Source organism: Microcystis wesenbergii NRERC-220 (assembly GCF_032027425.1).
In the GTDB taxonomy this organism is placed as follows: Bacteria; Cyanobacteriota; Cyanobacteriia; order Cyanobacteriales; family Microcystaceae; genus Microcystis; species Microcystis wesenbergii_A.
The window spans coordinates 1,912,119-1,937,480 of the sequence record NZ_JAVSJA010000001.1 but is presented as its reverse complement, the minus strand read 5'-3'; the positions used below and the strand labels follow the sequence as shown (position 1 = coordinate 1,937,480).

General features: G+C 40.6%; 30 protein-coding genes and 1 pseudogene. 10 read left to right on the top strand and 21 right to left on the bottom strand.

Annotation, left to right across the window (positions count from 1 at the left end; all coding sequences use genetic code 11):
* Positions 1–139 precede the first annotated feature (139 nt).
* Positions 140–3,010, bottom strand: a complete 2,871-nt coding sequence (locus RAM70_RS09390) for a PatA/PatG family cyanobactin maturation protease (RefSeq protein WP_312673435.1) — start codon at positions 3,008–3,010, stop codon at positions 140–142.
* 67 nt (positions 3,011–3,077) lie between these two features.
* Between RAM70_RS09390 and RAM70_RS09385 the strand changes: the two genes are divergently transcribed.
* Positions 3,078–3,869 (top strand): Uma2 family endonuclease, encoded by a 792-nt coding sequence (locus tag RAM70_RS09385; protein ID WP_312673433.1) that lies wholly within the window; start codon positions 3,078–3,080, stop codon positions 3,867–3,869.
* Here the strand turns inward: RAM70_RS09385 and RAM70_RS09380 are convergent.
* The 4 genes from RAM70_RS09380 to RAM70_RS09365 all read right to left on the bottom strand — a co-directional run bounded on the left by RAM70_RS09380 (position 3,772) and on the right by RAM70_RS09365 (position 6,023).
* A complete protein-coding gene (locus RAM70_RS09380; protein WP_288000519.1) occupies positions 3,772–4,119 on the bottom strand; it encodes a S8 family serine peptidase in 348 nt (115 codons plus the stop codon). The two genes, RAM70_RS09385 and RAM70_RS09380, sit on opposite strands and share 98 nt — an antisense overlap.
* Before the next feature lie 73 nt (positions 4,120–4,192).
* Positions 4,193–4,846 (bottom strand): Uma2 family endonuclease, encoded by a 654-nt coding sequence (locus RAM70_RS09375; RefSeq protein ID WP_045358634.1) that lies wholly within the window; start codon positions 4,844–4,846, stop codon positions 4,193–4,195.
* Positions 4,847–4,863: 17 nt separating this feature from the next.
* Complete coding sequence (locus RAM70_RS09370; protein ID WP_045358635.1) at positions 4,864–5,442, bottom strand: Uma2 family endonuclease; 579 nt, start codon at positions 5,440–5,442, stop codon at positions 4,864–4,866.
* Between the two features lie 14 nt (positions 5,443–5,456).
* Positions 5,457–6,023, bottom strand: a complete 567-nt coding sequence (locus tag RAM70_RS09365; protein WP_045358636.1) for a Uma2 family endonuclease — start codon at positions 6,021–6,023, stop codon at positions 5,457–5,459.
* A gap of 30 nt (positions 6,024–6,053) precedes the next feature.
* Between RAM70_RS09365 and RAM70_RS09360 the strand changes: the two genes are divergently transcribed.
* The gene (locus RAM70_RS09360; protein WP_080754260.1) at positions 6,054–6,314 is read left to right on the top strand and encodes a transposase; all 261 of its coding nucleotides are present in this window, start codon (positions 6,054–6,056) and stop codon (positions 6,312–6,314) included.
* Positions 6,315–6,847: 533 nt separating this feature from the next.
* Here RAM70_RS09360 and RAM70_RS09355 read toward each other — a convergent pair.
* The 9 genes from RAM70_RS09355 to RAM70_RS09315 form a co-directional block, all read right to left on the bottom strand.
* Positions 6,848–6,988, bottom strand: a complete 141-nt coding sequence (locus tag RAM70_RS09355) for an anacyclamide/piricyclamide family prenylated cyclic peptide (protein WP_072024809.1) — start codon at positions 6,986–6,988, stop codon at positions 6,848–6,850.
* 237 nt (positions 6,989–7,225) lie between these two features.
* Positions 7,226–7,519: a type II toxin-antitoxin system RelE/ParE family toxin gene (locus tag RAM70_RS09350; protein WP_045358637.1), complete on the bottom strand. Its 294-nt coding sequence runs from the start codon at positions 7,517–7,519 to the stop codon at positions 7,226–7,228.
* A complete protein-coding gene (locus tag RAM70_RS09345; protein ID WP_045358638.1) occupies positions 7,516–7,740 on the bottom strand; it encodes a hypothetical protein in 225 nt (74 codons plus the stop codon). Before RAM70_RS09345 ends, RAM70_RS09350 begins: the two co-directional genes overlap by 4 nt.
* Before the next feature lie 171 nt (positions 7,741–7,911).
* Positions 7,912–8,928, bottom strand: coding sequence for an IS4 family transposase (locus RAM70_RS09340; protein WP_288016859.1), 1,017 nt, complete (start codon positions 8,926–8,928; stop codon positions 7,912–7,914).
* 131 nt (positions 8,929–9,059) lie between these two features.
* Positions 9,060–9,323 carry a ribbon-helix-helix domain-containing protein gene (locus RAM70_RS09335; protein ID WP_045358639.1) on the bottom strand — a complete coding sequence of 88 codons (264 nt, stop codon included), beginning with the start codon at positions 9,321–9,323 and terminating at the stop codon, positions 9,060–9,062.
* Positions 9,324–9,604: 281 nt separating this feature from the next.
* On the bottom strand, positions 9,605–9,883 hold the full coding sequence (locus RAM70_RS09330) for a hypothetical protein (protein ID WP_045358640.1): 279 nt from the start codon (positions 9,881–9,883) through the stop codon (positions 9,605–9,607).
* A complete protein-coding gene (locus tag RAM70_RS09325) occupies positions 9,852–10,139 on the bottom strand; it encodes a BrnT family toxin (RefSeq protein ID WP_045358641.1) in 288 nt (95 codons plus the stop codon). The genes RAM70_RS09330 and RAM70_RS09325 overlap by 32 nt, the downstream gene beginning before the upstream one ends.
* 250 nt (positions 10,140–10,389) lie before the next feature.
* Positions 10,390–10,686, bottom strand: a complete 297-nt coding sequence (locus RAM70_RS09320; RefSeq protein WP_045358642.1) for a type II toxin-antitoxin system RelE/ParE family toxin — start codon at positions 10,684–10,686, stop codon at positions 10,390–10,392.
* Positions 10,686–10,970: a ribbon-helix-helix domain-containing protein gene (locus RAM70_RS09315; protein ID WP_045358643.1), complete on the bottom strand. Its 285-nt coding sequence runs from the start codon at positions 10,968–10,970 to the stop codon at positions 10,686–10,688. Before RAM70_RS09315 ends, RAM70_RS09320 begins: the two co-directional genes overlap by 1 nt.
* 136 nt (positions 10,971–11,106) lie before the next feature.
* Between RAM70_RS09315 and RAM70_RS09310 the strand changes: the two are divergent.
* From RAM70_RS09310 to RAM70_RS09300, 3 genes and pseudogenes are all read left to right on the top strand, one after another.
* Positions 11,107–11,323: pseudogene (locus tag RAM70_RS09310) on the top strand (type II toxin-antitoxin system HicA family toxin).
* Positions 11,310–11,597 (top strand): type II toxin-antitoxin system HicB family antitoxin, encoded by a 288-nt coding sequence (locus tag RAM70_RS09305; protein ID WP_238567790.1) that lies wholly within the window; start codon positions 11,310–11,312, stop codon positions 11,595–11,597. Before RAM70_RS09310 ends, RAM70_RS09305 begins: the two are co-directional and overlap by 14 nt.
* 371 nt (positions 11,598–11,968) lie before the next feature.
* A complete protein-coding gene (locus tag RAM70_RS09300; RefSeq protein ID WP_312673424.1) occupies positions 11,969–12,973 on the top strand; it encodes a helix-turn-helix domain-containing protein in 1,005 nt (334 codons plus the stop codon).
* A 164-nt stretch (positions 12,974–13,137) separates the two neighbouring features.
* Here RAM70_RS09300 and RAM70_RS09295 read toward each other — a convergent pair whose 3' ends face one another.
* Complete coding sequence (locus RAM70_RS09295; protein ID WP_312673422.1) at positions 13,138–13,791, bottom strand: HupE/UreJ family protein; 654 nt, start codon at positions 13,789–13,791, stop codon at positions 13,138–13,140.
* Between the two features lie 14 nt (positions 13,792–13,805).
* Entirely contained in the window at positions 13,806–14,732 is a 927-nt protein-coding gene (locus RAM70_RS09290; protein WP_312673420.1) for a methyltransferase domain-containing protein, read from the bottom strand.
* A 343-nt stretch (positions 14,733–15,075) separates the two neighbouring features.
* Here RAM70_RS09290 and RAM70_RS09285 point away from each other — a divergent pair, with 343 nt between their 5' ends.
* On the top strand, positions 15,076–16,272 hold the full coding sequence (locus RAM70_RS09285) for a homocysteine biosynthesis protein (protein WP_288002646.1): 1,197 nt from the start codon (positions 15,076–15,078) through the stop codon (positions 16,270–16,272).
* Positions 16,273–16,360: 88 nt separating this feature from the next.
* Here the strand turns inward: RAM70_RS09285 and RAM70_RS09280 are convergent, their stop codons facing one another.
* From RAM70_RS09280 to lipB, 3 genes are all read right to left on the bottom strand, one after another.
* Positions 16,361–16,588, bottom strand: a complete 228-nt coding sequence (locus RAM70_RS09280) for a hypothetical protein (RefSeq protein ID WP_238567793.1) — start codon at positions 16,586–16,588, stop codon at positions 16,361–16,363.
* Between the two features lie 122 nt (positions 16,589–16,710).
* Positions 16,711–17,973, bottom strand: coding sequence for a pentapeptide repeat-containing protein (locus RAM70_RS09275; protein ID WP_045358648.1), 1,263 nt, complete (start codon positions 17,971–17,973; stop codon positions 16,711–16,713).
* 1 nt (position 17,974) lies between these two features.
* Positions 17,975–18,643 carry a lipoyl(octanoyl) transferase LipB gene (gene lipB / locus RAM70_RS09270; protein WP_045358649.1) on the bottom strand — a complete coding sequence of 223 codons (669 nt, stop codon included), beginning with the start codon at positions 18,641–18,643 and terminating at the stop codon, positions 17,975–17,977.
* A 150-nt stretch (positions 18,644–18,793) separates the two neighbouring features.
* Here lipB and RAM70_RS09265 point away from each other — a divergent pair, with 150 nt between their 5' ends.
* Positions 18,794–19,168: a DUF2887 domain-containing protein gene (locus RAM70_RS09265; protein ID WP_312675866.1), complete on the top strand. Its 375-nt coding sequence runs from the start codon at positions 18,794–18,796 to the stop codon at positions 19,166–19,168.
* Positions 19,169–19,368: 200 nt separating this feature from the next.
* On the opposite strand, the gene RAM70_RS09260 is transcribed toward RAM70_RS09265, so the two are convergent.
* The gene (locus RAM70_RS09260) at positions 19,369–20,601 is read right to left on the bottom strand and encodes an RNA-guided endonuclease InsQ/TnpB family protein (RefSeq protein ID WP_080754261.1); all 1,233 of its coding nucleotides are present in this window, start codon (positions 20,599–20,601) and stop codon (positions 19,369–19,371) included.
* A 64-nt stretch (positions 20,602–20,665) separates the two neighbouring features.
* On the opposite strand from RAM70_RS09260, the gene tnpA reads away from it, so the two are divergent.
* The 3 genes from tnpA (at position 20,666) to RAM70_RS09250 (ending at position 24,163) form a co-directional block, all read left to right on the top strand.
* Positions 20,666–21,085 (top strand): IS200/IS605 family transposase, encoded by a 420-nt coding sequence (gene tnpA, locus RAM70_RS22930; RefSeq protein WP_045358650.1) that lies wholly within the window; start codon positions 20,666–20,668, stop codon positions 21,083–21,085.
* Positions 21,086–22,114: 1,029 nt separating this feature from the next.
* On the top strand, positions 22,115–22,732 hold the full coding sequence (locus RAM70_RS09255; RefSeq protein WP_045358651.1) for a hypothetical protein: 618 nt from the start codon (positions 22,115–22,117) through the stop codon (positions 22,730–22,732).
* Between the two features lie 165 nt (positions 22,733–22,897).
* Entirely contained in the window at positions 22,898–24,163 is a 1,266-nt protein-coding gene (locus RAM70_RS09250; RefSeq protein ID WP_312673416.1) for an IS701 family transposase, read from the top strand.
* Between the two features lie 333 nt (positions 24,164–24,496).
* Here the strand turns inward: RAM70_RS09250 and RAM70_RS09245 are convergent, their stop codons facing one another.
* A complete protein-coding gene (locus RAM70_RS09245) occupies positions 24,497–25,309 on the bottom strand; it encodes a GIY-YIG nuclease family protein (RefSeq protein WP_312673414.1) in 813 nt (270 codons plus the stop codon).
* Positions 25,310–25,362 lie beyond the last annotated feature (53 nt).

The window sequence follows — 25,362 nt, the reverse complement described above, 5'->3', positions numbered from 1 at the left end:
AATGATAGCCATATATATAGAAAAAGTTCCGGCTCTTCGTTACTCTTTATGCTAAATTAACATACAAAATGCCAAGATAACATACATTTCAATTTTATCTAAAATGTTTTGGGAGCCTTAAATGGGATAAGCTAAAACCTCACTTAGAAACAGCCCAAGAGCGCACTTCTCCTAAGGTTACTGGAGTGCGATCGCTGACATCAATGGTAAAGCGAAAAACTCGTTTGGCACGCAGACCATTTTCGGGATCAAAGAATTTTAATTTCACATCCCAGCATTCACTTCCGTAGCGACAGAAGGGGCTTTTTTCTACTTCAATACTGTGTAGTTCCATTCCCATCGCTACTGCTTGGGAGAAGGTTTGTACGGCTTGAAAAGCGTTAGTAGCCGCAAAATTTAAAGCGCGATCGCGGGCGATTTGTCCGACATTGCGTAAGTCATAATAAATGCGATTTAAGAAACTGGTCAGAGAACGACGCATCCTCGCTTCATCGGCGATTTCATGTTCTGCGCTAACAGTTTCTAGCGCTGATTCAATGAGAGTATTAACTTTCCAGCCATACATTCCCCGGGGACTATTAACCTTGATGACGGGAACAATTTGACCAGAAAAAAGTCTCACGGTTTCCTCGGTCAGCATACCAGGTATACTCACCCTTTCCACATAATCTTCGTCAGCTTCTGGCAATATTTGACCCGCTAACATATATTGCATGACTTGATAAATCTCGGCGGCAAAAGCTCCCACGGGTTTAATTGCATAGATGGGAGTTAGTTCTAAATTGACTGTCCAAATTAAAGACTTAGTTTCTGATAGATTACTTTCTAAATAATCTACCATTTGCCGCGCATCGTAGGGATTGGATGGTAATTCAAGATTATCGATCGTGATGGTTGGCATTAACTGTTTAAAGGTGTCCCGACGCGCTTCTGTGCCGAAGTCATAACCTAAAGTTCCTAACACATAAACCAGGTTTGACCGTTGACTAGGAGTAATGCTTGCTTGACTAGCATTGATCAAGTTTGCAGAAACAGGAGTTGTGACAGCGATATTTGATGATACTTGATTAAGATTTGTGTTTCCACTAACCAGATGGGAATTGAGTTTTATTTCAGATTCCTTGACTAAGGGCTTTTTAAGCTGTTCTAGGTTTTCAATTGCTTGTAATTCTCTTAAAAGAACTTTGGCTGTAGCCGGTCTTTTTTCGGGATCAAGGGCAATTGTCGCTGCAATTAAATTTTTAATGGGTAGTGGTGCATCAAGTTTTTGTAGTGCAGCTAAAACATCTTCATAATTAGACAATTCAACATCAGTCAAACAATCTAACACTAAAATGCCAAAGGCAAACACATCTCTAGTATAGCTGTTTAGCCCATTACCCGGTTCAGGAGGAACATAAATACCTCGCCCAAGTTTCAACAGAGAGACTAAGGTAATATTACTATTATCGTTATTGTCAATTTTCGTGGAAACGTTAAAATCAGCAAGCTTGACATTACTTTGATTGTCAATAAGAATATTTGTCGGATGAATGTCTCTGTGGATATAGTGATGACGGTGACAAAATTCCAGACCTTCAAGAATCGGTAAGGCAATATTTATATAAAAGTCATGCCAATCTTTATAGGGATAAACTTGAAGATAATCTTCTAAATTCCAGTCCATCCATTCAAGCACCAAAAACTCATTATCTGTATGTTCATCAACACCATAATCAAGCAGTTTGATAATTCTAGGATGTTTTAACTCTGTGAGAGCTTGTATTTCTCTCTTTAAGGCTTCATTTGCCATCTCCTTACTCAAGGATTTGAAAAAAGTTTTATTACCAGTTGCTAGTTGTTCCTCCAGATTTAGTTGATATACCTTAATAGCAAGATTTACGCCGGGGTTAGTTGCATCAACAGCTTTATAGATTTTAAAACTTCCCGTTGCTATAGGTTGTGGATCTAAAATGTATTTGCCACTGAGTATAGGTGAGGTGATGGCGTTTTCTGTTATTGAACTGGGTAAGCTTGATAATTTTTGTCCGGTAATTAATTCGTAAGCACCCGCAATATTAATTTTTCCTAATAAACAGCGTTCCGGTTCTTCTACTTGATTAGGATCGCAGGGGATGGCACTATTAATCAAGGCGGCTCTTACTGCTTCTGCATCGGGAGATAACCCCTGTTCTAATTGTAAACTCATTAATAAAGCGGCTGTTCCTGTCACAATGGGAGCCGCGCAGCTAGTCCCTTTTTTGCGGATGGGGTCATCGGTTCCGGGTTGAGCGCCTAAAATATTCTCTCCGGGAGCGAGAATCCCTTGAGTTGCATATTTACCACCAAAATTACTAAATTTAAATGGCTCTCCCGTATCTTTCATCGCTCCCACTGTTAGGACATTTTCTAATACTGCGGGAACACACCAACACTCTCCTTTATCATTACCTCCGGGGGCAATCACTAGGATATTATTAGCTTGAGCCTGACGAATTGCTTTATCAATAAATTCGTGAGCTAATCCGCTTTGAGTTGGGTGACAAGCGGCACAATGGATAATATTAACTCCCTGTTCAATCGCGGTACTAATTGCCCTAGAAAGATTGAGGGGATTAATAAAATCTTCGTTGCTATAGGCGATGGGAATATTAATTACAGTAGCGTTAGGAGCAATCCCTTCTACTGGTGAATCTGGCTGTCCACAAATGGTGCTGATAATATGGTTAGCATGGAAGCGCAAATGCAAACTTTCACGGATGTTTTGATCGGGGATTGCTTCTTTGAACAGATCCTCTTTTTCTTCTTCACTTTTGCCACTTTTTTCTACATCTAAAAACGCTTGTAAGTGTTGCGGATCGATGGGAAATTCTTCCGACCAATAGGGATCAAGGCGGGTAATATTTGCTCCTTGGAAACAGGCGCGGTCTAAGTCAATCGGTCCATCAAGAACGGCGATTTTGATGCGTGGATCGCCTTTGGTATGGGAGCGAAGAGCAGTCATTCCGGGGATAGCATTGAGATCAGGCATAGTTTTTGCAGGTTTTCAAGAACAGTTATAGAATAAAAGCTAGATAACAAAAATAGGGGAATTAAAGATGAGTGCAATCACCCCAACGGCACAACCCTCAACCACAATTCAGGACCCTTCTGCAACGGTTTATTGCGCTTCCCCTTTACCCGATCACACCCAACTCCCCGATAAAGATGGAAGTTTTGTGAAAAACTATCAAGAGCCTCCCCAAGCAGACCTTTTAACGGATACTATTACACCCCTTTTGGAGCAATTACATCCTGACGGTAATTACTGTCTGGGTCGAGATTGTGGGATTTATTGGCGATTGCCAGAGCATCCAGAATCCCTAGAAAAAGGTGCTGTTGCTCCCGATTGGTTTTATGTTCCCCATGTCCCCACAACCATTGAGGGTCAAGTCCGGCGTTCCTTTGTGATGTGGAAAGAAACCATTGAACCGGTTATTGCCTTAGAATTTGTCTCTGGCAATGGTGAAGAAGAACGGGATAAAACGCCTGTCAAGGGTAAATTTTGGATCTATGAGCGAGCGATTCAAATTCCTTTTTATGGAATTTATGAAGTTAACAAGGCCCAGATCGAGATGTACCAGTTAGTTAATGGTCGTTACCAAAAAATGACTCCTAATCAGCGCGGTCATTATCCCATTGTTCCTCTCAAGGTAGAGTTAGGAATTTGGCAGGGGGAATACCAAAATCAATCCTTTCCCTGGCTTCGCTGGTGGGATGGGGAAGGTAACTTGTTGTTAACTTCCCAGGAATCTACTCAACAGGAACGACAACGAGCCGAACAGGAACGACAACGAGCCGATCGCCTAGCGGAACAGTTGAGGGCCTTGGGGATAGAACCTGAAGATTAAGGGCAATACCTTGGATGTCGCTGTTGGGTTGTCCGAAGATGAGGCTGGCAATATGGGTTCCGTGGGTGGACATTTGCCAGGCGGTGGCTTGATGCTGGACGAGGGTGGGTAAACGGGTTAGAGCTGCCCCCTTGAAGCAGGGATGGTCGGTATCAACTACACCATCGAGAATGGCGACGGTTATTTCTGATGCGCCTTTGGTTTGTTTTTGTAGTTCTTTTAATCCTGGAATAGTTGGGAGGTTAGTCATTAGTAATTTTCTCAGCTAGTTGTAATAGTTTTGGCGAGGCTAATTGAATTAAAATGCTATATTTCACTATTAATTATCTCCTAGCTATTCCTAATTGCAAAACCTCTAAAACCTTGGCTAAGTCACCGGCTAGTAAAGCATCCCTATCTAACCATAATCCAGGGAAGATCTGGGAACAAATTATCCCTTCTGAGTTCGGTTCAAGTTTAATATATTCTTCATTTGTTAATCTAAACCAATCAAATTCTCCATCTTCGACTCGCCAGACTAGATATTCTTGCACTTGGTTACGGCGATAAACATTAAGTTTTTGATGTAAGTCAAGGGAGACGGTACTCGCTGCAATTTCGACGATTAACTCTGGCGCACCTTCGACATAACCATCCTCACTAATCGTTGATTGTCCACCATTTTTAATTCTTAATAGTGCATCGGGTTGAGGTTCATTGTCTGCATCAAGACGAACCGTACAATTATCACCTAATTGCAGATTCGGGGTGAAGGCTTGATACAAACCTAACCAGGTGATAATCTGAGCATGAGGTTCACCATGGTTCTTAATTCTTAGGGGAGAAGCCATAATATAAACAATTCCTTCAATCAGTTCTGCCTTTTTCAGCTTTGGCATAGCATTATATCTACGCTCAAATTCACGACGAGTAAGCTTGTCCCCATTTTCTAGGCGTGGAATGGTTAATTGAGGAGAAATTGTTGTAGTTGCTATCATCTAGGGGTTTCCTCCGGTCAAAAAAGGGGTAATTCTAAAGTAAATCCGGGTAAAACATCCTCCCCGGATAAGGTGGTTGGTAATGAGACGATTTCTACTTCCTGATTTTGGCGATAGATGGCTACCTGTTGACTAATGGGATCAATTAACCAACCTAGTCTTAAGCCACTGACGAGATATTCCTGCATTTTTGCTTGGAGTTGACTTAAAGAATCAGTGCGCGACCTTAATTCTATCACAAAATCAGGACAAATTCTCGCAAATTTTTCTTGTTCTTCTCGGGGTAAAGCTTCCCAGCGTTGATTAGCAATCCAAGCGACATCAGGGGAACGTTTACCACCCTTGGGTAAGGTAAATATAGTGGAAGAACTAAACACTTTACCCAGTTTTGTTTGACGATTCCAAATAACCAAATCGGCGTTTAAATCTGCTTCTCGATTTCCACTAATAGCACCAACAGGCGGCATAATGATTAATTCTCCTTCGGCATTTTCTTCAATTCGCCAATCGTCGTTATTATGGCAAAGTTGATAGAATTGCTCATCGCTTAAATTTACGGATTTTAAGTTTAAGGTAATGGGTTCGACGGTAATCATGGGGGTTAATTTGCCTAATTAAATACTTGAGAAACTTTTAAATTAAGTTGACCAAATATAGAAGATTTTACTAAGTCATCACTGCTAAAATTACCAATTTCTGCATAAGTATCTCCTTTTAATTCTAAGACTAAAATAGTTTGAGTTTGAGGATCAACTATCCAGTATTCAGGAATCCCACAAGCTTGATATTGGCTTCTTTTAGCGATGTAATCTCTCTCTCTTTGGATTTCCCCCGGACTAACCACTTCAATGACTAATAAGGGGGGTGACATGGAAAGAAGAATCGTATTTCTCTGGGAGAGTAATTGAATATGTTCTTCTCGAATAATGGTTAGGTCAGGATAACGGTTTTTCGGTTCACCTCTCACTTCTAATTCTAAACCATGTCCTCTGACTCTATCTGTTCCTAGCATCAAAGCAAAGACTAGAAAAAGACGATTAGCAATTTGAAAGTTAAGTCCTGATTCTGGTGGCATTTCTACCAATTCTCCGTTAAATAATTCATAAGATTCCTCTGAATTATCCTCATATTGTAGATATTCGGCAAAGGTTTGAAAGCGGGGTTTTGTGATTAACATAAAATTTACTCCGTTTTAAAGAATTTAAATATGCCCAGAAAACCTCGAAATCTTCAAGCTGGTTATTCCTACCACGTCACCACAGGCTGCAATAACCGAGAGTTCAAACTATCCAAGCGGGAATGCCTGGAGGTATTTCTTTATGCCATCAAGAAGGCTTTAGACAAACACCAGTTTCAGCTTTATGCTCTCTGTATCATGTCTAATCATCTCCATTATCTGATCGAACCTGCCCAACCAGAAGATTTACCCAAAATTATGCACTTTCTCAACTGGTACAAGGCGATGTGATCCCCCCGCCTTCGGCTTCCCCCCTTATCAAGGGGGGCTAGGGGGGATCGCACAGGACACTTTTGGGAAAAACGGTATTTTTGCGATGGCTTCCCTCCTTCCGATAAAGAAAGGGCATTAAATACCTTACGTTACATTCTTAACCGATGATGGCTTAACTCAATGGCATCCTGCTTTTCTTAAACTTGGTGACAGCCTAGAAGAATGCGCCAGAAAGTACAAGGGCTTTTGCCAGAAGTACAAGCCAAAGGAGAAGAACACCGCTATCCGATAACCCTGGGGAAGTAAGCTATTGGCACGGGTTCATCTCCCTGAACCTAAGTCTTCTAGCACTCGTGAGTCAAGGAAAAGGGGGACCGAGAAGAGAAACAACCTCTGCTTCCCTGCTCCCGGGGCTTTTTCACCGATGCCCGGTATCCGAAACTCCCGAATTAACTAGGATTGTGCGTCAATTCCAAGGGAGCAACCGTGCGCCTTGGCAAGGAGAAAAAGACTTTTGACCTGATTTGAGGTTCGTGCTAGAATCAAGGGGACTACTCCGCGTCGTCTCCCGCAAAAGGTATGCGCCGATTGACCCATTGCGGAGCGATCGCATTGCCATCACGAGAGACGGTAGCGTTATTTTCCCGTTGGACAGGAGCAGCGTTACGAGGGGTCAGTTTTTTGGTTTTCATGGGGTATATCCTCCAATGATGTTAATTAATTTAATCAAGCGGCCTTGACATCTTCTTGTCAATAGTTTTCCGTGAAGTTTTTGTGAAGTTTTTGTTAAGCTTAAGCTTAAATTTCCCCGAAGAAAACCCCCACCAGATGCTATTGGGGAACGGGGAAAAATGATACCCTTAGATGGATGCGATCGCTTTTTTAATTAACATCAAACATATAATCCCGAAAATGCGATTAAGATAAAATTAATAAACCTGATCATGAGTACCAATATCAATTAGAATAATTACCTCTTTTTGCTCCTTATCATTAGTTTCTGTTGTTTCCAAAGAAAATACAATTCTACAATCATAACCACAAGAACAAGCTTTTAATCCTAATAATTTTCCTTGTAATGAATGAGTAGCTAACTGAGGTGTAAAAATATCTTCTTGCATTAACTTTAATGTTTCAATAATTTTTTGTTCAAGTTGAGCATTACGCTTGACAAATTTACGAAATGATCGTTTAAACTTCTCTGTTGCAATAATCTCTTTCATTCATCTTCTGTTAATTTGGCTTTTAATTCATTAATAATATCTTCTAAGGGTTGAGGTTTTAATTCTCCTCTTTGAAAAGCCTCCCTTGCTTCTTTAGCATTTTGGGCTATTTCTTCTCGATAGGATTCTATTATTTGATTTTTGATGATTTCTATTAACATTTCTCTCTGTTCAATCGGTAGTTGATTAACTGTTATAAGAGCTTGTTCTAATGTCATCATAATTGATCCTCTCTTGATTTAATTTAAGTAATAAGTTTAACTGATTGGCATCTTGAAGATTAGAATAAGCAATCCGATTATTGATGCTTTCTAAATCTTCTTTAGCAGAAACGTTGAATCCTGTAATAAAACTTTACATTGACAAGCATAATACCCCTATAACATCAAATTTTAAATTGAATAGACAATCCTCCGGAACCAGTGTACATAGCTAATATGTTGACACATGAAACTCTGTAAATAGCGCAGTTTGTCTAATAAGCTTTTCCCAAATCCTTCTTCAATATCTATTAGCTGTAGAATCAGATAAGCGATAATGCAACTATAGATCTGTAGGCGGATTCCGTTCTCGTTTTTAGTGATTAGATTATCCAACTTTAGATGCATTTTTAAAAATTTCCACAGCAGTTCTATTTGCCATCTTTGGATGTAAATTTCGGCAACTTCTTCATTACTAACTGCTCCTTCTCCTTCTAGAGGTAAATCTGTCGCCAGCCGAAATTCTGTTTGACTTTCTAGGTCGCAAAAAGCGACTACTCTTACTTCTATTTGTCTTTTATCTTTTCCGAGTTTACACTTGCCATTTTCGAGCATCTCTAGGCTAATATTATTTTTCACTCTCAAGACAAAATGCTTGTCACTACTCTCTAATAATTCGGTGATTCTTTGATTAGACGCAAATCCTCTATCCATTGCTCCAACTCCATTTACAGGAATTGCTTCTATCGTTTTTCCTCCTTCTTTTGAGTCATGACCTTGACCAAAATGGATGAGTATTCCGACCACCTCTGTTGTGATACTATTAAGACCAGAGAATAGTTTTACTTGATGCCATCCCTGGGACCATAGTAATTTACTGGTTAAGCTAATTATTGTTGAGTCAATAGGAAATAAAGCTCGCGCATTCTCTATTCCTTTTTTGGCAACTAAACGCTTATTTAATTCGACAATGACTTTCTCAAATGGACTTGTTTCTCTAATTTTGCTTGCCTTAGAAAATGTGGATAAATTTACATTAATTCCTTGAAGTACCATTCTACTGCATAAGTCCCTCATACTGACGATGCTTTTATCTAAAGCAAAACCAATCCAACAGGACAAAAATGTAAAAGTATCTAAAGCGGGGTAGTCATTTTTAGGCAGTGGTTTGAGAAGCTCTTTTATGAGTTTTGAAAAATTCGTCATCAGGGCAAACTCCCTATTGTGAGGGGAATAAGTTGTCTAGATTCTATCTATAATAGCATTTTTTTCTGACTTTTCTCAACGTTCAACACTTCTGCTTCTTTAGCTGTTGAAGATATTAAAATAATGGTCATAATTTAATATCCACAATTCTGAAGATTGTTTGCTTTTAATCTGTTGATGACTTCTCTACCATCAAAACTTTCCCCACGTTTCAACTCTTGCACCCCAATCATGACTTCCCGTTTCAATTCTTCAAATCTTCCTCGGTAAATTCTGTCTCTTTCTGCCAATAAACGCAATCCCTCTTCAATAACGGCTAAATCATCTTGATATTTTCCTGTTTTAATTTGTTGAGCAATCAAATCTTCTATTTCTGGTGTCAGTTGGATAGTGTTCATCGCTTCTCCTAATTACCGTGCTATCATCCTGATCGAGTATTATAGCGCAGCCTTTTTAGCATCTTATAGTTTTAACAGATTTTGGACAGACTGCCAGATAGACTGGTTCATCTATCCGAATCTAAGTCTTCTAACACTCGTGAGTCAAGGAAAAGGGGGACCGAGAAGAGCAAAAACCGCTGCTTCTCTGCTCTCCCTGGTCCAGTCATAGTAGGTTGATTCATGAATCAACCTACTATGAGAGCAAAAACCTGTACTCCCCTGCTACCCCCCCTGCTCCCCTATTCTACTTTTGTTATAGATGAAGAAAAAGCTTGATTGGCCTGAGCATAAGTTTTTAACGCCACAGACATTTGTTCTTGTGCAGTTTCTCCCTGGGATTGAAACCAAGCAAAAGTTTCTGCATCTATTTCGACTTTTACAGTAACAATATCTTCCGGTAGTCGCAATTGTGCTTTAACCCAAAAATCTTCTGATAGTGGAGGAATATCAGAAGTATCAATATCCTCATCTTTCATCCCATCAATTCTACTCCAATCTGTTTTTGAGATATTGCTCATAATGTTTTCCTTCGTAAGATAATGCTTTTCTTAAGGATATAATGCGAATTGTTTGAGCGTCAGGTTCAGTATAGACAATAACAACGACTCGTCCATCTAGTAAACCAATAGCCACAAAGCGAGTTTCTCCATAATTCTCTCGCTCATCCAATTCAACAACCATTGGTAAGTTAAAGATACGATAAGCGTCGGCGAAGTCAAATCCATGTTTAATAAGGTTGCTTTGATTTTTGCGTTCATCCCATTCAAATTTCATATATTAATCGTAGCCAAATTGGAGCAGCGTTATGGAGGGTCAGTTTTTTGGTTTTCATCATGGTGTATCCTCCATAATTTTACTAAGTCAAGTTGTACCAGTTCTTTTTTCCCGAGTCAAGAGTTTTTCGGTGAAGTTTTGTTAGGTTTTTGTTAAGTTTAGATCAGCTTAAATTTCCCGAAGAAACCCCCAGCCGATGCTACTGGGGAGCAGGGAAGAATGACACCCTTAGATTGATGCGATCGCTTGCTTAATCAACATCAAACATAGCATCTAAATCTCTATATCCACTGACTACTCTTGCGATTTCAATTCCGGTTTCAAGAGGGAAATAAAAGATCAGATAATCTTCTACTGAAAAACTTCGTAATCTAGGGATTAACTCATCGCGCCTACGTCCCAGATTGGGGAATTTAGCTAATTTTTTACAAGCCTGTTGGATTTTTTCTTTTAAAATTCTAGCAGCTTGCGGATTTTTCCCAGCCAAGTAACTATTAATTTGCTTTAAATCCAATCTAGCTGAGGGTGAGAAAATAATCTTTGACATTATTTCTGACTCATCGGGAAACCCTTAGCCTCTATTTGTTGTAAATCCTCTTCTAATTCTGAAAAAACCTCTTCGGCATTAATTCCTTCCTGTCGTCTTAATTCCTCAACGCCAATCATAACTTCCCGTTTCAATTCTTCAAATCTTCCTCGGTAAATTCTGTCTCTTTCTGCCAATAAACGCAATCCCTCTTCAATAACGGCTAAATCATCTTGATATTTTCCTGTTTTGATTTGTTGAGCAATCAAATCTTCTATTTCCGTTGTCAGTTGGATAGTGTTCATCGCTTCTCCTAATTACCGTGCTATCATCCTGATGGAGTATTATAGCGCAGCCTTTTTAGCATCTTATAGTTTTAACAGATTATACAAGACTTGTCACACCCCCCAGCAAATTACCTGATCGATCAAATCTTGACTGATGCCAAAAAAAATCAGAGAATTAAAACAAATGCTCAAAAAAGCTGGATTTATTGATTTTCCGGGAAAAGGCAGTCACAACCATTGGTTACACCCTCTATATGCAGGGAAAATCACTCTCTCGGGAAAAGACGGAGCGGATGCTAAACGTTACCAAGAATCAAGAAGTCAAAAATGCCATTGAAGAGGTCAGGAGAAAAGAAGATGAAAAAACTTAAATATAGAATAGTGATTCAGTGGTCTGATGAAGACAATTGTTATCTAGTTGGCTTACCCGACTTTCCAGGTCAAAAATGGCGAACTCATGGTAATACTTATGCTGAAGCTGTGAAAAATGCTGAAGAAGTCCTAGTATCTCTGATGCAACTTTATCAGAAATTAGGGGAATCTTTACCTCATCCTGAAATAACTAGGGTTTGCGGCAAAAAGTTTGTTGGTGGGGTTAGGAGTCGGTCGTCAGGAGTCGGTCGTCAGCACCGTCCGCTCGACTGAGCGTTCGACAAAAGCTCACGCGGCTCGACAAAAGCTCGCCGAACGTCCGAAGTCTCGCCGAACGTCCGAAGTCTCACGCCGAGGTCCAAACGGAGTCAGGAGTTTCAGGCTTTGTTGCCCTCTTTCTTTGTACGAGTTAATGTACTATTAAAAGGATAATGCAAGGTTTTTGAAGGTCACAATCCTATTTTCGCAGCATGAACATCGGATTTTAACAGGTCAAAAACCTGGCGTTGTCAGATCAGAATATGAAAGATGCAATGCAATCCTTGCTATCAAAGTAATTTCAGTTCCAAGCTGATTCGGATCATCTTTCAATTTGACAACGCCAAAAAAGCTTTATTTCACTCAATAACCCAGGAGTTATATAAATGTTTATTTTTGACAATAAAACCGATATTTTAATTGATTCTCAGGAATTAACCTTTAAAAGTGAATATTTTTGTGACTTTTCTCGCTATTTTCAGAATCGAGAATTTGTCAACGGAGATGCTTTACAACTCAGTGGTGATCATTTTGAAGGGTATCTTTCAAGGATCATCATCGATGAAGTGATGTTAGAATTATCGCAACGTAATTGTTTAATAAATGTTGTGGGAGTAGTCCATTCTAAAATGTGGGTTTTTGCGATTCCTATTCACGTGAATTCCGTCTTCTTCCAAAATTTGTACTCATTAGAAAATAACTATCTTGGGATTGTCCCCCCTAAATCAGAAATTTCCATTTTTCAACATCCCTTTTCCAATCGTTTTCAGCTTTACGTTCATGATAATTATCTGCAACAATTGTGCCAAACTTTAGAGTTACCAGAAGCGAAAAAGTTTTTAAATTCTTCCGCTTCTTCTATTGTGATTTGCCCATCGGAAAAAATTCGTCATCTCCAACAATCTTGTCATCAACTTTATCAAATGCTATTTAATTTAGATCGTCAACAAATATCTGGGAAAAGAAAAGCATTAAGATTGAATTTTGTCAGTCAAAAATTAAAAGAAGAAATTGTCAAAGATTTTCTTTTGACTTTAGCAGTAACCAAAGATATTAAAATCCCTAAAAACGCTATCAGACGCACCTCTATCCTCAAAAAAGCAGAAGAAATGATGAGAAAAAATCTGCGTTCTGATCTGACTATTCCAGCGATTTGTCAAGAATTAAAAGTAAGTCAACGCACCTTAGAATATATATTTAAAGACTTCTATCAAATGTCTCCTTACAATTATTTTAAATTGCTTCGTCTTAATGCTTTACATCAATCTCTTAACCAAAATAATCAGACAAAATTAGTTTATGAAATTGCCGAAGAATTAGGTTTTTTTCACCGAGGATATCTGGCCTCTGATTATAAAAAACTGTTTGGTTACTTCCCCTCGGAAACCTAAAAAAATAGTAGGGGTAGAAATCAGGATTATTTTTAGATTTATCTGGCTTATTTTTGATTTAGCGGCTCTCCCGCACTTGTTTGGCAGGGGCGTATATTGTACGCCCTTTCTTCGATCCCATAACCTCAAGAGAGCCATTAATAATTAGCCCCATCGAGATTAATTTACTTAATTCCCACTAAAAAAGTTGTACCGATCGCCATAATTGCCAATCCGATGAACTTGCTAATTAGAGTTGCTTGCTTGGCTAATTTTTCCTTGATGACACCGCCAAGGAAAAAAGCTCCAGCTGCGATCGCTAATTGGATGACGGTAAAACCGATTAAATAGGCAACTAAAGCGGCAACTCGCGCCCCGATAATTGATTCTCCGTAGGCATAACCGTGGAAAATTCCCGCGATCATTGCCAGAGTTGCCAGAGCGATCGTATAGAGATTAGAATGAGTTTGTAAACCTTTTTTCAGGGTTAAAATCACGCCAAAAATCACCACAGAAAGGGCAACAATCCCCTCAGGAAAAAGTAAATTTATTTCCTGTAAATGAATGCCCGTGCCGATTAAAGTGGCAATTGCAAAAGCGATCGGAATCAATAAACCCTGTTCCATCCCCACAGCAATTAAACCACTAGCCACCACAAAAGCTAAATGATCTAAACCGATAACTGGGTGAGCTAAACCCGATAAAAATCCGTTCCAAAAATTATCAGGAGTTTGCCCTCCCATAGCATGATGGGCGAGGGTTTTGCTGGCAAAAATTAACAGGAAGAGAGGGACAATAGTTAATATCTTTGTCCAGCTTTGACGAAAAATTATCTTCATTGATTACCTCAAAATTATGATTCGGAAACCCGCGCAACAATCGCCCGATGTCGGGGACTGGTGGGGGTAATGATCGGTGTTTGAAACCCCGCTTCAACTAATGCCCGTTCGATATCGAGAGTAAAATATTGATCGAGATAGGGTTCGGTACTCTTGAGTAAGGTTAGGACATAAGGGGGCATTTTTCGATAAATTTCCGAGCGCGGATTCATATCCATCAGCGTCAAATAACCCCCCGATCGCAATAAACGACGCGCTTCGGCGAAAATTTCTCTAGTAGCCTGTTGGGGTAGTTCGTGGAACATTAAAAACGACGATACCAGATCGTAGGACTGACTGGGTAATTGAGTTTTTTCCGCGGCTGCGTGTTGCCATTGAATCGTCTTTTGTTTTTGTTGAGCTTGGTATTGGGCAACGGCTAAATAGTAGGGAGAGAGATCTAACCCAGTTACCCGCGCTTGAGGATAAGTATCTTGCAGTGCGAAGCTGCTCATGCCGACACTACAGCCTAAATCGACAATATCGTTAATTTCTGCCTTGATTTGCTCCTTCAATATCCGGTGATATTCCCGTCGCAATCGCGGATCGCCGTCAATCCCCGCCCCGGGCCAGATGGTAGAATGGACAGCATAGGCGGCAGATTCTACCTCAAAAGCTGGCAACCAGTCTAAATTGCCCTTTTCGTAAGCGTGGAAAGAACAAACGTAGTATTCGGGATAGACGAGATCGGGATTTTCTACCGCTTGCAGTTCCCGACTCCAATCCCTTTGTTGCCATTGTTTGACGGTTTCTCGCCAAGGTACGCCTAGTTTTTCGGCTCTTTTAATCATCATATTGCGGGCCTGATAGCGAGCGATGTCAAAAAGCGGTTTTATGGCGAGAATACGGTTAACTAGACCAGAAACAGGATTAAAGGAGGCCGGAACGGGTGTAACTGTCATAGAAAAGCTTCGATCGTAAATTTTCCCTTTCTCATCTTATAACAGTGATCAGTGATCAGTAATCAGTAATCAGTGAAAAAACAGCACTGTCACCGCCATTTAATACTGCTCGGTTAATAAGTAGCTGGTTATAATTAAATTAAAAATGGATTTTAGGTTCGATCCCCCCTGCCCCCCTTGATAAGGTAGGGTTGATTCATGAATCAACCCTACCCTTGATAAGGGGGGTGTCTGATAATTTTTAACGCCTACCTACTTACCACTGACTGAAAACTCAAATCTGATTACTGTTTACTGACAACAGCAAAAAGCTCCCTAACCCCCCATCTTGCCAATTTTTATCATGAGAACAATCGCTGAAATCAACGACAAGATCGCTAAAAAAACGGCTGTAGTCTGGACAGTAGAGGAATTAAAAAGCCGTGTTACCGAGATGGGAATTAAGGAGGTTTTTTCCCAAGTAGATGTGGTTTGTACGGGAACCTTTGAACCGATGGAATCGTCGGGGGCAATTATTAATTTAGGTCAGACGGATCCGCCGATAAAAATTCGTCAATGTTGGTTAGATGGGATTCCTGCTTATGCTGGTTTTGGGGCGGTGGATTTATACTTAGGAGCCAGTGCTATTAGTGATCTAGCGGCCAAAAATGAGAATTTAGAGGGAGAAAATCCCGAAAGGGGCGGCGGACATATTATTGAGGATTTAATCGCTGGAAAATCGATTCAATTGCGCGCTGTCGGCCAGGCCACCGATTGTTATCCTCGCACTTCTTTTGAAACGATTATTTCTAAGGATACTATCAATCAATTTTATCTTTTTAATCCTCGCAATCTCTACCAGAATTTTATCGTCGGAGTCAATGGGGGAGAGCGGACTTTATATACTTATTTGGGACCACTACAGCCACGATTAGGTAATGCGGTGTATTCTAACCCTGGAGCAATTTCTCCCCTGTTAAATGACCCCGATTTAGAGGCTATAGGCATCGGTACGCGCATTTTTTTGGGAGGAGGAATCGGTTATATTGCTTGGGAAGGAACCCAACATTTTCCCCTGCAAAAACGCCTACAAAATCGAACTCCTATTGGCCCCGCTTCCACCTTAGCCTTAATTGGTGATGCTAAACAAATGAATGCTCGCTGGGTGCGGGGTTGTTATTTCAAAAATTATGGGGCTTCTTTAATGTTAGGAGTAGCAGTACCGATTCCGATTTTAAGCGAGGAAATCGTTCGACATTGTGGGGTAAAAGATGAGGAAATTGTCGCTCCAGTGGTGGATTTTTCCATTCCCCGGCGAGTCCGTCCTACCTTTGGTTTAATCACCTACGCTAAACTAAAAAGCGGTCGGATTATGATCGAGGGAAAAAGTGTTAGGGTGGCTCCTTTGGCCAGTATTTCCCTGTCCCGGGAAGCCGCTTTAGAATTAAAAGCACTAATCGAATCGGGAGAATTTACCCTCACGGAACCCGTGGCAAAAATTAATCTAGAGCGGACTTTTATCCCCCAGGATCGTTGGGGCGGAAAATTATCAATTGAGTAAAGCCTAAAGATATTATCCAACAAGGTTTTTAGATTTATTCAGCAAACCCTAATTATTCATACTAAATCCGTCGAGTATAAGCTACATATCAGGAGAGGCACTCTTGCAAGTGGAGTGACTCTGAAATTATTACAGATGTATTAGCAGCTGCGTGTAAGCATCTCACCGAAAAACTAATGCGCGGGGGGTTTGGGGGCGGCACTTCGACACGCTCAGTGACCGCGCCACGCCCCCAACGGGGGGTTTGGGGGGTAGAACCCCCCAAAAGCTTGGATTGAGTAATCAGATCTGAAGTAATACTAAATCCCTTGAGTATAGGCTACATATCAGGAGAGGCACTGAGTGGAAAATAGAAGCTGAAATAACGCCAATTCCTCAATCAGAATATTCTCATGCTTGGCGGTCCAACTTTGTCATCAGGACTGCCGACCGTCTCCGTTAACGGCCCAAAAGATTGGCAATATCAGCACATCCCCCCGGAATGGTTGCGCGGGACTTTTCCCCACACCAACGACAACAATAGTGACGTTGTTCCTCGCTCATGTTTTTCACCCCGGTAAAATTGACATTTTCTACCACTGCTCCCGTGTGTTCTCCGCTGTCATAATTGGGGGGAACGGTACGACTGCGGGGGGTAGCATTTTCTAGGGAACCATAAAATAAACGCATCCCTTTCATATCTGCCCCTCTTAAATTAGCTTCGTAGAGAATTGTCCGCGATAAATTTGCTTTCACCAAATCGCTATAACTTAAATCGGCCCGCACCATATTCGCTTCGCTTAAATCCGTCCAGCGCAGATCCTGCCCGGAAATGTCGGCCCCGGCTAACATTACTCCCAAGTGTACTACTCTTGTACCGAACTCTCGATCCTCCGCATAACCCCCTTCCCCGTCTAGAATTGGTCGGCCTAGATAACGATCGCGTTTAATCGGTGATAATAGCCGCGATTGACTCAAAAAACGCAGTATTTTCGCTTTTCCGGAGGCATCGACACTGCTGAGGATGGAAGCGGTGCGACCTTCTGCGATCGCTCTTTCCTGGGGCCAATCTTCTAAAAATCCCTCCTCATCCAAGGCTAAATCGGAAATCCCTTGAAAATAGGAATCGATCGTCTGTTGTTGGGTAATGCGATTTTGTTGTATGGTTAAATCCTTAGAAATAACGTACTGTTCCCAGGCCACATAGACGGCTAACACAGCAATCATAATCTGTCCCAGGGCCCCCACCCACTCGGCCCAGGAACCGAACTCATCGTATTTAAAACTGTCTAACCATCGCAATATGCGCTCGTAAACTCCTAAATATTTCCCTAATCCGGCCAGAGCAGCTATAAAAACTATAAAAGCGAAAACCGTCTGACGTTCAGAGGGGGTGAGATAATGGGCGATCCACTGGCGAATAGAGGGTAAAATCACCTGTAAAGATATTAATATCGCTACTATCGCCCCAGAAAAGCCTAACCAGTCCCAGCTAAAGACCAGGCCGATGGTCATCACCATCAGGGGGGCCAGTAGTAACCCCGCGTTACCCGGTCGAAGATCTTTTAATACTAGGATGCGCTGACGCACGGGATTACGCGAAGATAAAGAGGAGACGTATTCGGAAGCATCGGGGGGCGATAAACTGGTTTTACCGTTATTTTCGGGGTTATCAGCCCTATTTTCCGCGGCGAGTTTTTCTGGTTCTTTGCGATCGCTCATATTAATCCTTGTCAAGAGAAAATAATTCCACACCGAAAACTGAGGCGAAAACTCTCGATAAATCTTGTTGTACTTGCATAAGACTAATATTAGGCAGAAACTGCTGTAAACTGCCCACGGGTTTATTAGCAATCCCACAGGGAATAATCTCGGCAAAACCGCTTAAATCTGGACAAACATTGATGGCAAAACCATGATAGGTAATCCAATGACTAACTTTAATACCGATCGCCGCTATTTTATACCCTTCTACCCATACCCCCGTCAGGCCCGCGATTCTTGCCCCCGACAATCCATAAATAGCGATAGTTTGCAGGATGACTTCTTCTAATTGTCGCAAATACCAGTGTAAATCCTGCTGATAATAGCGCAAATTGAGGATCGGATAGCCCACTAACTGCCCCGGACAGTGATAGGTGACTTCGCCTCCTCGCTCGATTCGGTACACTTCTTTGTCGGTTTTGTCAAGATTAAATTTAATAAACTTAATATCCGAACCGGTACCGAGGGTGTAAACGGGGGGATGTTCCAGCAGCAGCAGCACATCAGGTAAGTCGGGATTAGCGATTCTTGCCTCCACCAGCGATCGCTGTTGCGACCAAGCGCGAGAATAGGGAGTAATTGCCTGAATTTTTAGCCCACAGAGACGAGGTATTTTTTGTGCATTCATCGAGAGATGTGATCGGTCAAATTATTGAAGAAATGTGGAAGAGCGCCAAGGAAAATTAAAAGAAGGGAAGAATAGATGTTGGGGAGAATAATAGGCGCTAATCTAAAGTTATCCCATGTATCATCTCTTGGGATCAGTATCCTCTAGTTTATCCTCATCAGCACCAAAAAAGCACCAAAACAAGTTCAATCCTTGATTGAGCAAACCCACCAACAGGTTATTGACCCTAACACTCAAAGAAATGTTATCGAGTTAATCGAGAAGATTATTATCTACAAATTTCCGCAGAAAAGTCGCCAGGAGTTAGAAGCTATGTTTAATCTCACGGAATGGAAACAAACCAAGTTTTATCAAGAAGCCAAAGAAGAGGGAAAACTTGAAGGGAAACTTGACGGGAAACTTGACGGGAAATTGGAAACAATTCCCCTTCTCGTTAGGTTAGGACTTAATCAAGAACAAATTGCGCGGGAATTAAATTTAAAAGTTGAGATTGTTCATCAATTTATTACCAATCAGAACAACTAAAACTTTTGAGATATTGCTTCGGGGAGGGATTACTTTTCCCCAAAAGGGAGAATCTCTCAATCTCCCCTCGCAATGACAATCTTTCTTTCGGTATCCTGGATAGTTCTGGTAGCAATAGGTGAGAGTAGGTTGACGCTCCCCGAAGCGCTCATGCTCCCGATTCCCTGTTCATCCAGTTACCTTATTTATTAGGCTTTCACTTAATAGACAGTGGGGAGTCTGTAGTCGGGCTTGAATTTCTGTCCGCGGCTCGACAAAAGCTCGCCGAACGTCCGAAGTCTCGCCGAACGTCCGAAGTCTCGCCGAACGTCCGAAGTCTCGCCGAACGTCCTGACAGTATTGGCTTTGCGAAGAATGTTGATAGGGGCGTTTTCATCTCTATCCAAGACACACCCACAAGAACAAATATGTGTTCTTACAGATAATGTTTTCTTGACAATATTGCCACAACTAGAACATTGTTGGCTAGTATATTGTGGATTTACCGCTATCACAAACTTCCCGTGTATTTTCCCAAAGTAGTCTAACCAATTGGTGAACATTGACCAGCTTGCATCTGAAATAGATTTAGCAAGCTTAGGATTTTTCACCATATTGGACACCTTCAGGTCTTCATAGACTACCAAATCGTTAGATTGGATTAACGCTTTTGCTGTCTTTACGGCAAAATCTTTACGTTGTCTAGAAACTTTTAAATGAAGGCGAGCTACTTTAGATTTCTGTTTTAACCTTTTTTGGCTTCCCTTTTTCTTTTTCGAGAGTTGACGCTGTGCTTTTTTCAAGCGTCTTTCTGCTTGACGAAGAAACCGAGGGTTATCAATTTTATCCCCATTAGAATCGGTTAAGAAATGGTTTAAGCCTAAATCAATGCCCACTTCTTTCCCCGTAGAGTTAAAGGGTTCTACTCGCTCAATGTCTAAGACAAATTGACAATAAAAGCCGTCTGCTCGTTGAATAAGCCTGACTCTCTTGATTGTGTATTTATCGAGAATCTCACGGTTAAAAGTGCCAATTAGCTTTAATTTTACTATCCCTGTTTTATCCGTGATGTGGATCAACTTTTTGTCTTCTGTTAGCTTCCAACCAGAAGTTTTGTACTCTACAGACCTTGAGAACTTTTTGAATTTAGGATAGCCTTTTTTAGCTAAATCCCTTTGGCAATTGTCGGAGAAACCGGATATATAAAACCAAGCTCTTTCGGCACTTGCCTGACGAGCCATAGAGTTGAGTTTACCAACAAAAGGTAACTCAAGATTTTGGGTTAAATCTGTGACGAAGCGGCACAAAGTAGCATAGTTTACTTTGTCTTCTTTGGTAGAGTCCATCCAAAATCTTAGACACTTATTCCTAATAAACTGTCCCACTCTTATAGCCTCTTGAATGGCTATTTCTTGGTGTGAATTGGTTTTTAACTTAAACTCTATGACTCGCATTGATTCGACTTTTCAATGTGTTATGCTATGATTATAGCAACTCATCGTACAAAGTATCAAGAGGGTGAAAACTAATTATTTCAAGACTCCTAGGGCTACCTTTAATCTCACTGTTCACATAGTTCTCGTGACAAAGTACCGTAGAAAGGTGTTTCAGAAAGAGCATTTAGAGTTTTTGAAGGTAGCCTTTCATAACATAGCCGAGAAATGGAATGCGAAGGTAATAGAGATTAACGGAGAATCAGACCATGTTCACATTCTTTTAACTTACCCCCCTCATAAACTGTTAAGTGGATTAATAGCCAACTTAAAGTCAACCTCTTGCAAACTAATGTGGGACAGTTTTTCTGACCATTTAAAAAAGATATATGGTCAAGACAAGAGAGTTTTGTGGACAGGGGCATATTTTGTGGCTAGTTGTGGCGGTGTCACAATAGACCAACTTAAGAAATATGTAGAGAATCAGGATTCCCCTGAATATTAGCTGTGCTTCGTGTCACTGAGCCTTGACATTGAGCCTTGACATTGAGCCTTGACATTGAGCCTTGACATTGAGCCTTGACATTGAGCCTTGACATTGAGCCTTGACATTGAGCCTTGACATTGAGCCTGTCGAAATGTGTCGAAATGTGTCGAAATGTGTCGAAGTGTGGACACTGAGCTTTTACATTGAGCGTGTCGAAATGTGTCGAAATGTGTCGAAGTGTGGACACTGAGCTTTTACATTGAGCGTGTCGAAATGTGTCGAAGTGCTGTTTTATACTGGTCGGTTTTTCATCTCCGAGGTGAAACCGAGGGTTCCTTCAAACCGACATTTAAGGTAAACTTCTAAGTATTCTTCTAGTTTTGTTGGCTCTCCTAGACTGGTTATAGCAAATTAGTAGTTTAAATGAGCTTAACCCCTTAAATAGCCTGGAATCCGACAAAGCAAAAAGCTTTTTTTATTAAAATTGCTTTTTTGAATTCTGGCAAGCCTTACTTGGCAAGGCTTGCGTGGATTATTTTGTACTAATATATCATAACTACTCTAGAAGAGCCGTTTTGTTAATTTATTTTGGCAAAATTTCTCTCTTTTTAGTTAGGGTTGGCTGAATAATGGTAAAACCCTTTTAAAATAAGGTTTTTGGCGTTGTCAAATTGAAAGATGATCCGAATCAGCCCGGAACTGAAATTACTTTGATAGCAAGGATTGCATTGCATCTTTCATATTCACGCGATGTGCAACTAAAAACCACAGAATCAGGGTTCCAGAGGATACTTTATCTCTGCTGATTTCTGAAAACCTTGTAAATCAAGACTGAAAATATAGTTGCACACGGGGTTATTCTGATCTGACAACGCCACGCCCTTTTTTTGCCTATCAATTTAAAAACTTGCGTTTTTTGGATCATCTTAGCATAGAGGACTGAGTAGTATTGAGTTACAACAAAGTTGATTTGTTAATTTTGTCCATCAGTGTAATCCCAGTTAAATCTCTCACTTTTTTCCGTTATCAATTACTAAGGAGATTTCGATGGCTAAACAATATATGCCCCTTGAAGATTGCTCTGGGGCTGCGGTATTGGGTGGAGAAATTCCTCAATTACGTCCCCCAGGGTTTTCTGATGACTCAAAATCTACCACATTTAGCTATACCTATTATCCAGGGGTATCAGAAATTTACGAGGCTGTTGCTCCTAATATTAGCACTCGTTTCTATGCGATCGAAGCAGCTATTGATTTCTCCAAAGCTAAAGGGGAATTACAAGCTGTTCTGATGGCGCACGGCGGATATTTTGGTGAACACAGTTTCTACATCTATCAGGGAAAACTATGTTATGTCTATAACTGGTTAGGGCAGCAACAGAAGATCACTTGTGATCTTCCTCGTCTTAGTGGCGAGGTGACACTCAAAGTTGAATTTGCCAAACCAAAGATAATCGCCCCTTCAGATGAAAAGTTGGGTGACAGCACGATAGATAAGATGAAACTGTATATTAATAACATCGAACAAAATGTCGATATTATCAGAACTTTCTCAAATCATACTCCTAACTTCCTAATTCGATATAAACACGAGATTCCTGGCGAGTTTCAAGGTGCGAGGTTGCGAAGAATTATGATTACCATTACCAATGATGTAGTGCGATAAATGATGAGCAATCGTCAGCTTTTTGCTGTGATCAGTAAACAGTGAACACTAATCAGTGATCAGTAAACAGTAATCAGTGAAAAGACAGTAGTGGGACTTAAACACAGAACCGAATTTTTTTAGCTATAATCAAGTCATAGTAGGCTTTCACGTCAAAATACGCCCATGGGAGAAACGACCCCATCCGCTATGCCGCCCTGCTTCGAGAGATGGTGCGCTAGATTCGATGACTGTTTCAAAAACCAGTCGCAAAAAAATGGCTTCCGACACTATTTAGGCGGATTATTAGGAGAAAGCGAGCGAAAAAACCTAACCCAGATGGCGGATAACTCGGTGGGGGTGGTTTATCACCGATTACATCACTTTTTAACCGAGGCTCCTTGGTCGGCGACGCAAATTAACCAACGTCGTCTGGAAGTGATGAACAAATGCTCGCAGACTAGGATCGGCGTGGGCTTCACGATGATTCTGGATGATTCGGGACATCGAAAAAGTGGCAATTTTACCGAGGGAGTCGGAAGACAATACCTCGGTGAGATCGGCAAGACAGACAACGGAGTAGTGGTAGTAACCACCCATCTCTACGACGGGAAAAAAAGCTTACCCTTAGACATCGAGATATATCAACCGGCATCTTCTCTACTATCGGGAAAAGAAGACGAAGAGTTGAAAAAGAAACCCGAACTCGGACTCGAATTAATCGACCGAAGTTTAAAGCGAAAATACCGACCGAAAATTGTCTTGATAGAGGCGGGGTATGGAAACAACACGCCGTTTCTGAAAGAGTTAGAAAAGAGAAAACTAAAGTATTTAGGAGGAGTGGCTAAAAATCGAAAAATTATCCGAAAAACGGAATCAGGAATCGAGGAAGAAATCAGTCTGGAGAAATTAGCAAAAAGCTTGAAGCCAGAGAGTTTTACCCCAGTAATTCTCTCAGTTGAAAAACCGAAAACCCTGTACGTATTTATTGTTTCTGCTCGCATCGCTTCTTTAGAAGAAGAGAGAACTTTTGCCATCGTCATGAACGCGAGTTCTTGGGAAGAAGCGACGGACATCGATTATTTTATCACGAATGTCCAGGCGGAAAAAGTAACCCCGCAGTGGGTAGTAGAAACTTACTCGCCAAGAAATTGGGTAGAAGTTTTCTATCGAGAGGCGAAAGGATGGTTAGGGCTAAGAGAATATCAGGTTCGCGAGAAAGAAAGCCTTCTTCGCCATTTTATCCTGGTGTTTTGTGCCTACACTTTTATTCTCTGGCATCACTTAACCGGGGGACTACAAAGGCGATGGGCGAATAAACCTTTGGAGACATTTACTGATGCTTTGGAGGCTTTTCGTACAGCGATGTCTTTTTGTTTTTTCCCTTGGCTAACGCAGAATATTGATGTCTTTTCCGCTCACAAAGCGGCTTTGGGCTACATTTGGGCTTGAAATTTGTTTAAGTACCAGTAGGAAACTTCTATTTAATACTGCACACTTAAAACTCAAATCTGATAACTGATAACTTACCCACTGATAACTGATAACTGATAACTGATAACTGTCTCCCGTCTCGACTAGGAAATTAATTTTGCACGACTACTTATTTAGCCGAGCGAGCTAAACTTTTTGGCTGAGTTAAAGCTGAAAGTAAACGACACAGGGAAAGGGAGGCTCTCTCTCAACAAATTTGGCGGGCTATTTCCTTGAGTTGACACCAATGATCCTATGCACCCAAAATGTAATATAGATATTTCTACAAAATTGAGATGCACCCATTCAAGATTACCCTTCAATCCAAAGTAACGGAACTAAATCATCGACAAAGCACGATAAGTCCGCAAAATCATGAGGATATTGATTAGACATTCTCTTAAAATCATGTTCTGGGATTGTTCTCATTTTTACCCCAGCAAGTTTTTGAAAATTTGTTACTGATTTAATCTGTTTATAATTATTGGTAGGGGTGATAGAGATTATTACTCCATTACAAGCCATTTCCCAATGATTATTATAGGAACGATTCTGACGAGCTAGGGCTTTTTGTCCGCGACTGCCTATTTGAAACTCTTCTGGCCCCCTGATTCTTCCCCAAGGTTTTCTTCTAATCTTAAAACTGGTATTTATATGATTATTTTCTTGAATAAAATTTTTAATCTTTGCGGCTGTACCTTTCGGAGAACAATCTGTCCAGTCATATTTCAAATGAATATGTGGTAGCTCTTGAGAAGTTTGTGGTTTAAACCCAATAATGATTAATCGTCGAGAAAATTCCCTGAGAAAATTTCGGAAGACTAACTCTGATGGTACAATTTGTGGAGATTTAACTTGTGTTCTATTTAGCAAAGGTTGAAAATGTTTAATTAGATATAGTTCAATTTCATTTAATTCTTCATTATTGCAAACTTGCCAAGCTATTCTTACAGGATAATCTTGATTAATTTCTTGTAATTGATATATACGATGGTGATTTTTCCAGCGAGTTAAAAGATTAACTGCTTGACCAATATAAAGAATTCTATTTTGAGAATCGATAGCAAAATATATGGCCGAACAATCAGGAAGTTGATTTAAATTATCTAGTTCTACTGAAGACATTGCCAAAGGATCGAGCAACATAAACCTAGTCTTATTTTATTTTCAAGATAATA

Excerpts from the sequence above, each read along its gene's own strand:
- RAM70_RS09355 (WP_072024809.1), bottom strand. The coding sequence starts at position 6,988 with ATGAAAACCAAAAAACTGACCCCTCGTAACGCTGCTCCTGTCCAACGG.
- RAM70_RS09365 (WP_045358636.1), bottom strand. The coding sequence starts at position 6,023 with ATGTTAATCACAAAACCCCGCTTTCAAACCTTTGCCGAATATCTACAA.
- RAM70_RS09345 (WP_045358638.1), bottom strand. The coding sequence starts at position 7,740 with ATGATGACATTAGAACAAGCTCTTATAACAGTTAATCAACTACCGATT.
- RAM70_RS09325 (WP_045358641.1), bottom strand. The coding sequence starts at position 10,139 with ATGAAATTTGAATGGGATGAACGCAAAAATCAAAGCAACCTTATTAAA.
- RAM70_RS09275 (WP_045358648.1), bottom strand. The coding sequence starts at position 17,973 with ATGAGCGATCGCAAAGAACCAGAAAAACTCGCCGCGGAAAATAGGGCT.
- RAM70_RS09250 (WP_312673416.1), top strand. The coding sequence starts at position 22,898 with ATGGGAGAAACGACCCCATCCGCTATGCCGCCCTGCTTCGAGAGATGG.
- RAM70_RS09305 (WP_238567790.1), top strand. The coding sequence starts at position 11,310 with ATGAAAAAACTTAAATATAGAATAGTGATTCAGTGGTCTGATGAAGAC.
- RAM70_RS09335 (WP_045358639.1), bottom strand. The coding sequence starts at position 9,323 with ATGAACACTATCCAACTGACACCAGAAATAGAAGATTTGATTGCTCAA.
- RAM70_RS09375 (WP_045358634.1), bottom strand. The coding sequence starts at position 4,846 with ATGATAGCAACTACAACAATTTCTCCTCAATTAACCATTCCACGCCTA.
- RAM70_RS09380 (WP_288000519.1), bottom strand. The coding sequence starts at position 4,119 with ATGACTAACCTCCCAACTATTCCAGGATTAAAAGAACTACAAAAACAA.
- RAM70_RS09385 (WP_312673433.1), top strand. The coding sequence starts at position 3,078 with ATGAGTGCAATCACCCCAACGGCACAACCCTCAACCACAATTCAGGAC.
- RAM70_RS09370 (WP_045358635.1), bottom strand. The coding sequence starts at position 5,442 with ATGATTACCGTCGAACCCATTACCTTAAACTTAAAATCCGTAAATTTA.
- RAM70_RS09300 (WP_312673424.1), top strand. The coding sequence starts at position 11,969 with ATGTTTATTTTTGACAATAAAACCGATATTTTAATTGATTCTCAGGAA.
- RAM70_RS09290 (WP_312673420.1), bottom strand. The coding sequence starts at position 14,732 with ATGACAGTTACACCCGTTCCGGCCTCCTTTAATCCTGTTTCTGGTCTA.
- RAM70_RS09315 (WP_045358643.1), bottom strand. The coding sequence starts at position 10,970 with ATGAACACTATCCAACTGACAACGGAAATAGAAGATTTGATTGCTCAA.
- RAM70_RS09390 (WP_312673435.1), bottom strand. The coding sequence starts at position 3,010 with ATGCCTGATCTCAATGCTATCCCCGGAATGACTGCTCTTCGCTCCCAT.
- RAM70_RS09245 (WP_312673414.1), bottom strand. The coding sequence starts at position 25,309 with ATGTCTTCAGTAGAACTAGATAATTTAAATCAACTTCCTGATTGTTCG.
- RAM70_RS09360 (WP_080754260.1), top strand. The coding sequence starts at position 6,054 with ATGCCCAGAAAACCTCGAAATCTTCAAGCTGGTTATTCCTACCACGTC.
- RAM70_RS09320 (WP_045358642.1), bottom strand. The coding sequence starts at position 10,686 with ATGTCAAAGATTATTTTCTCACCCTCAGCTAGATTGGATTTAAAGCAA.
- RAM70_RS09255 (WP_045358651.1), top strand. The coding sequence starts at position 22,115 with ATGGCTAAACAATATATGCCCCTTGAAGATTGCTCTGGGGCTGCGGTA.
- RAM70_RS09350 (WP_045358637.1), bottom strand. The coding sequence starts at position 7,519 with ATGAAAGAGATTATTGCAACAGAGAAGTTTAAACGATCATTTCGTAAA.
- RAM70_RS09260 (WP_080754261.1), bottom strand. The coding sequence starts at position 20,601 with ATGCGAGTCATAGAGTTTAAGTTAAAAACCAATTCACACCAAGAAATA.
- RAM70_RS09330 (WP_045358640.1), bottom strand. The coding sequence starts at position 9,883 with ATGAGCAATATCTCAAAAACAGATTGGAGTAGAATTGATGGGATGAAA.
- RAM70_RS09295 (WP_312673422.1), bottom strand. The coding sequence starts at position 13,791 with ATGAAGATAATTTTTCGTCAAAGCTGGACAAAGATATTAACTATTGTC.
- RAM70_RS09285 (WP_288002646.1), top strand. The coding sequence starts at position 15,076 with ATGAGAACAATCGCTGAAATCAACGACAAGATCGCTAAAAAAACGGCT.
- lipB (WP_045358649.1), bottom strand. The coding sequence starts at position 18,643 with ATGAATGCACAAAAAATACCTCGTCTCTGTGGGCTAAAAATTCAGGCA.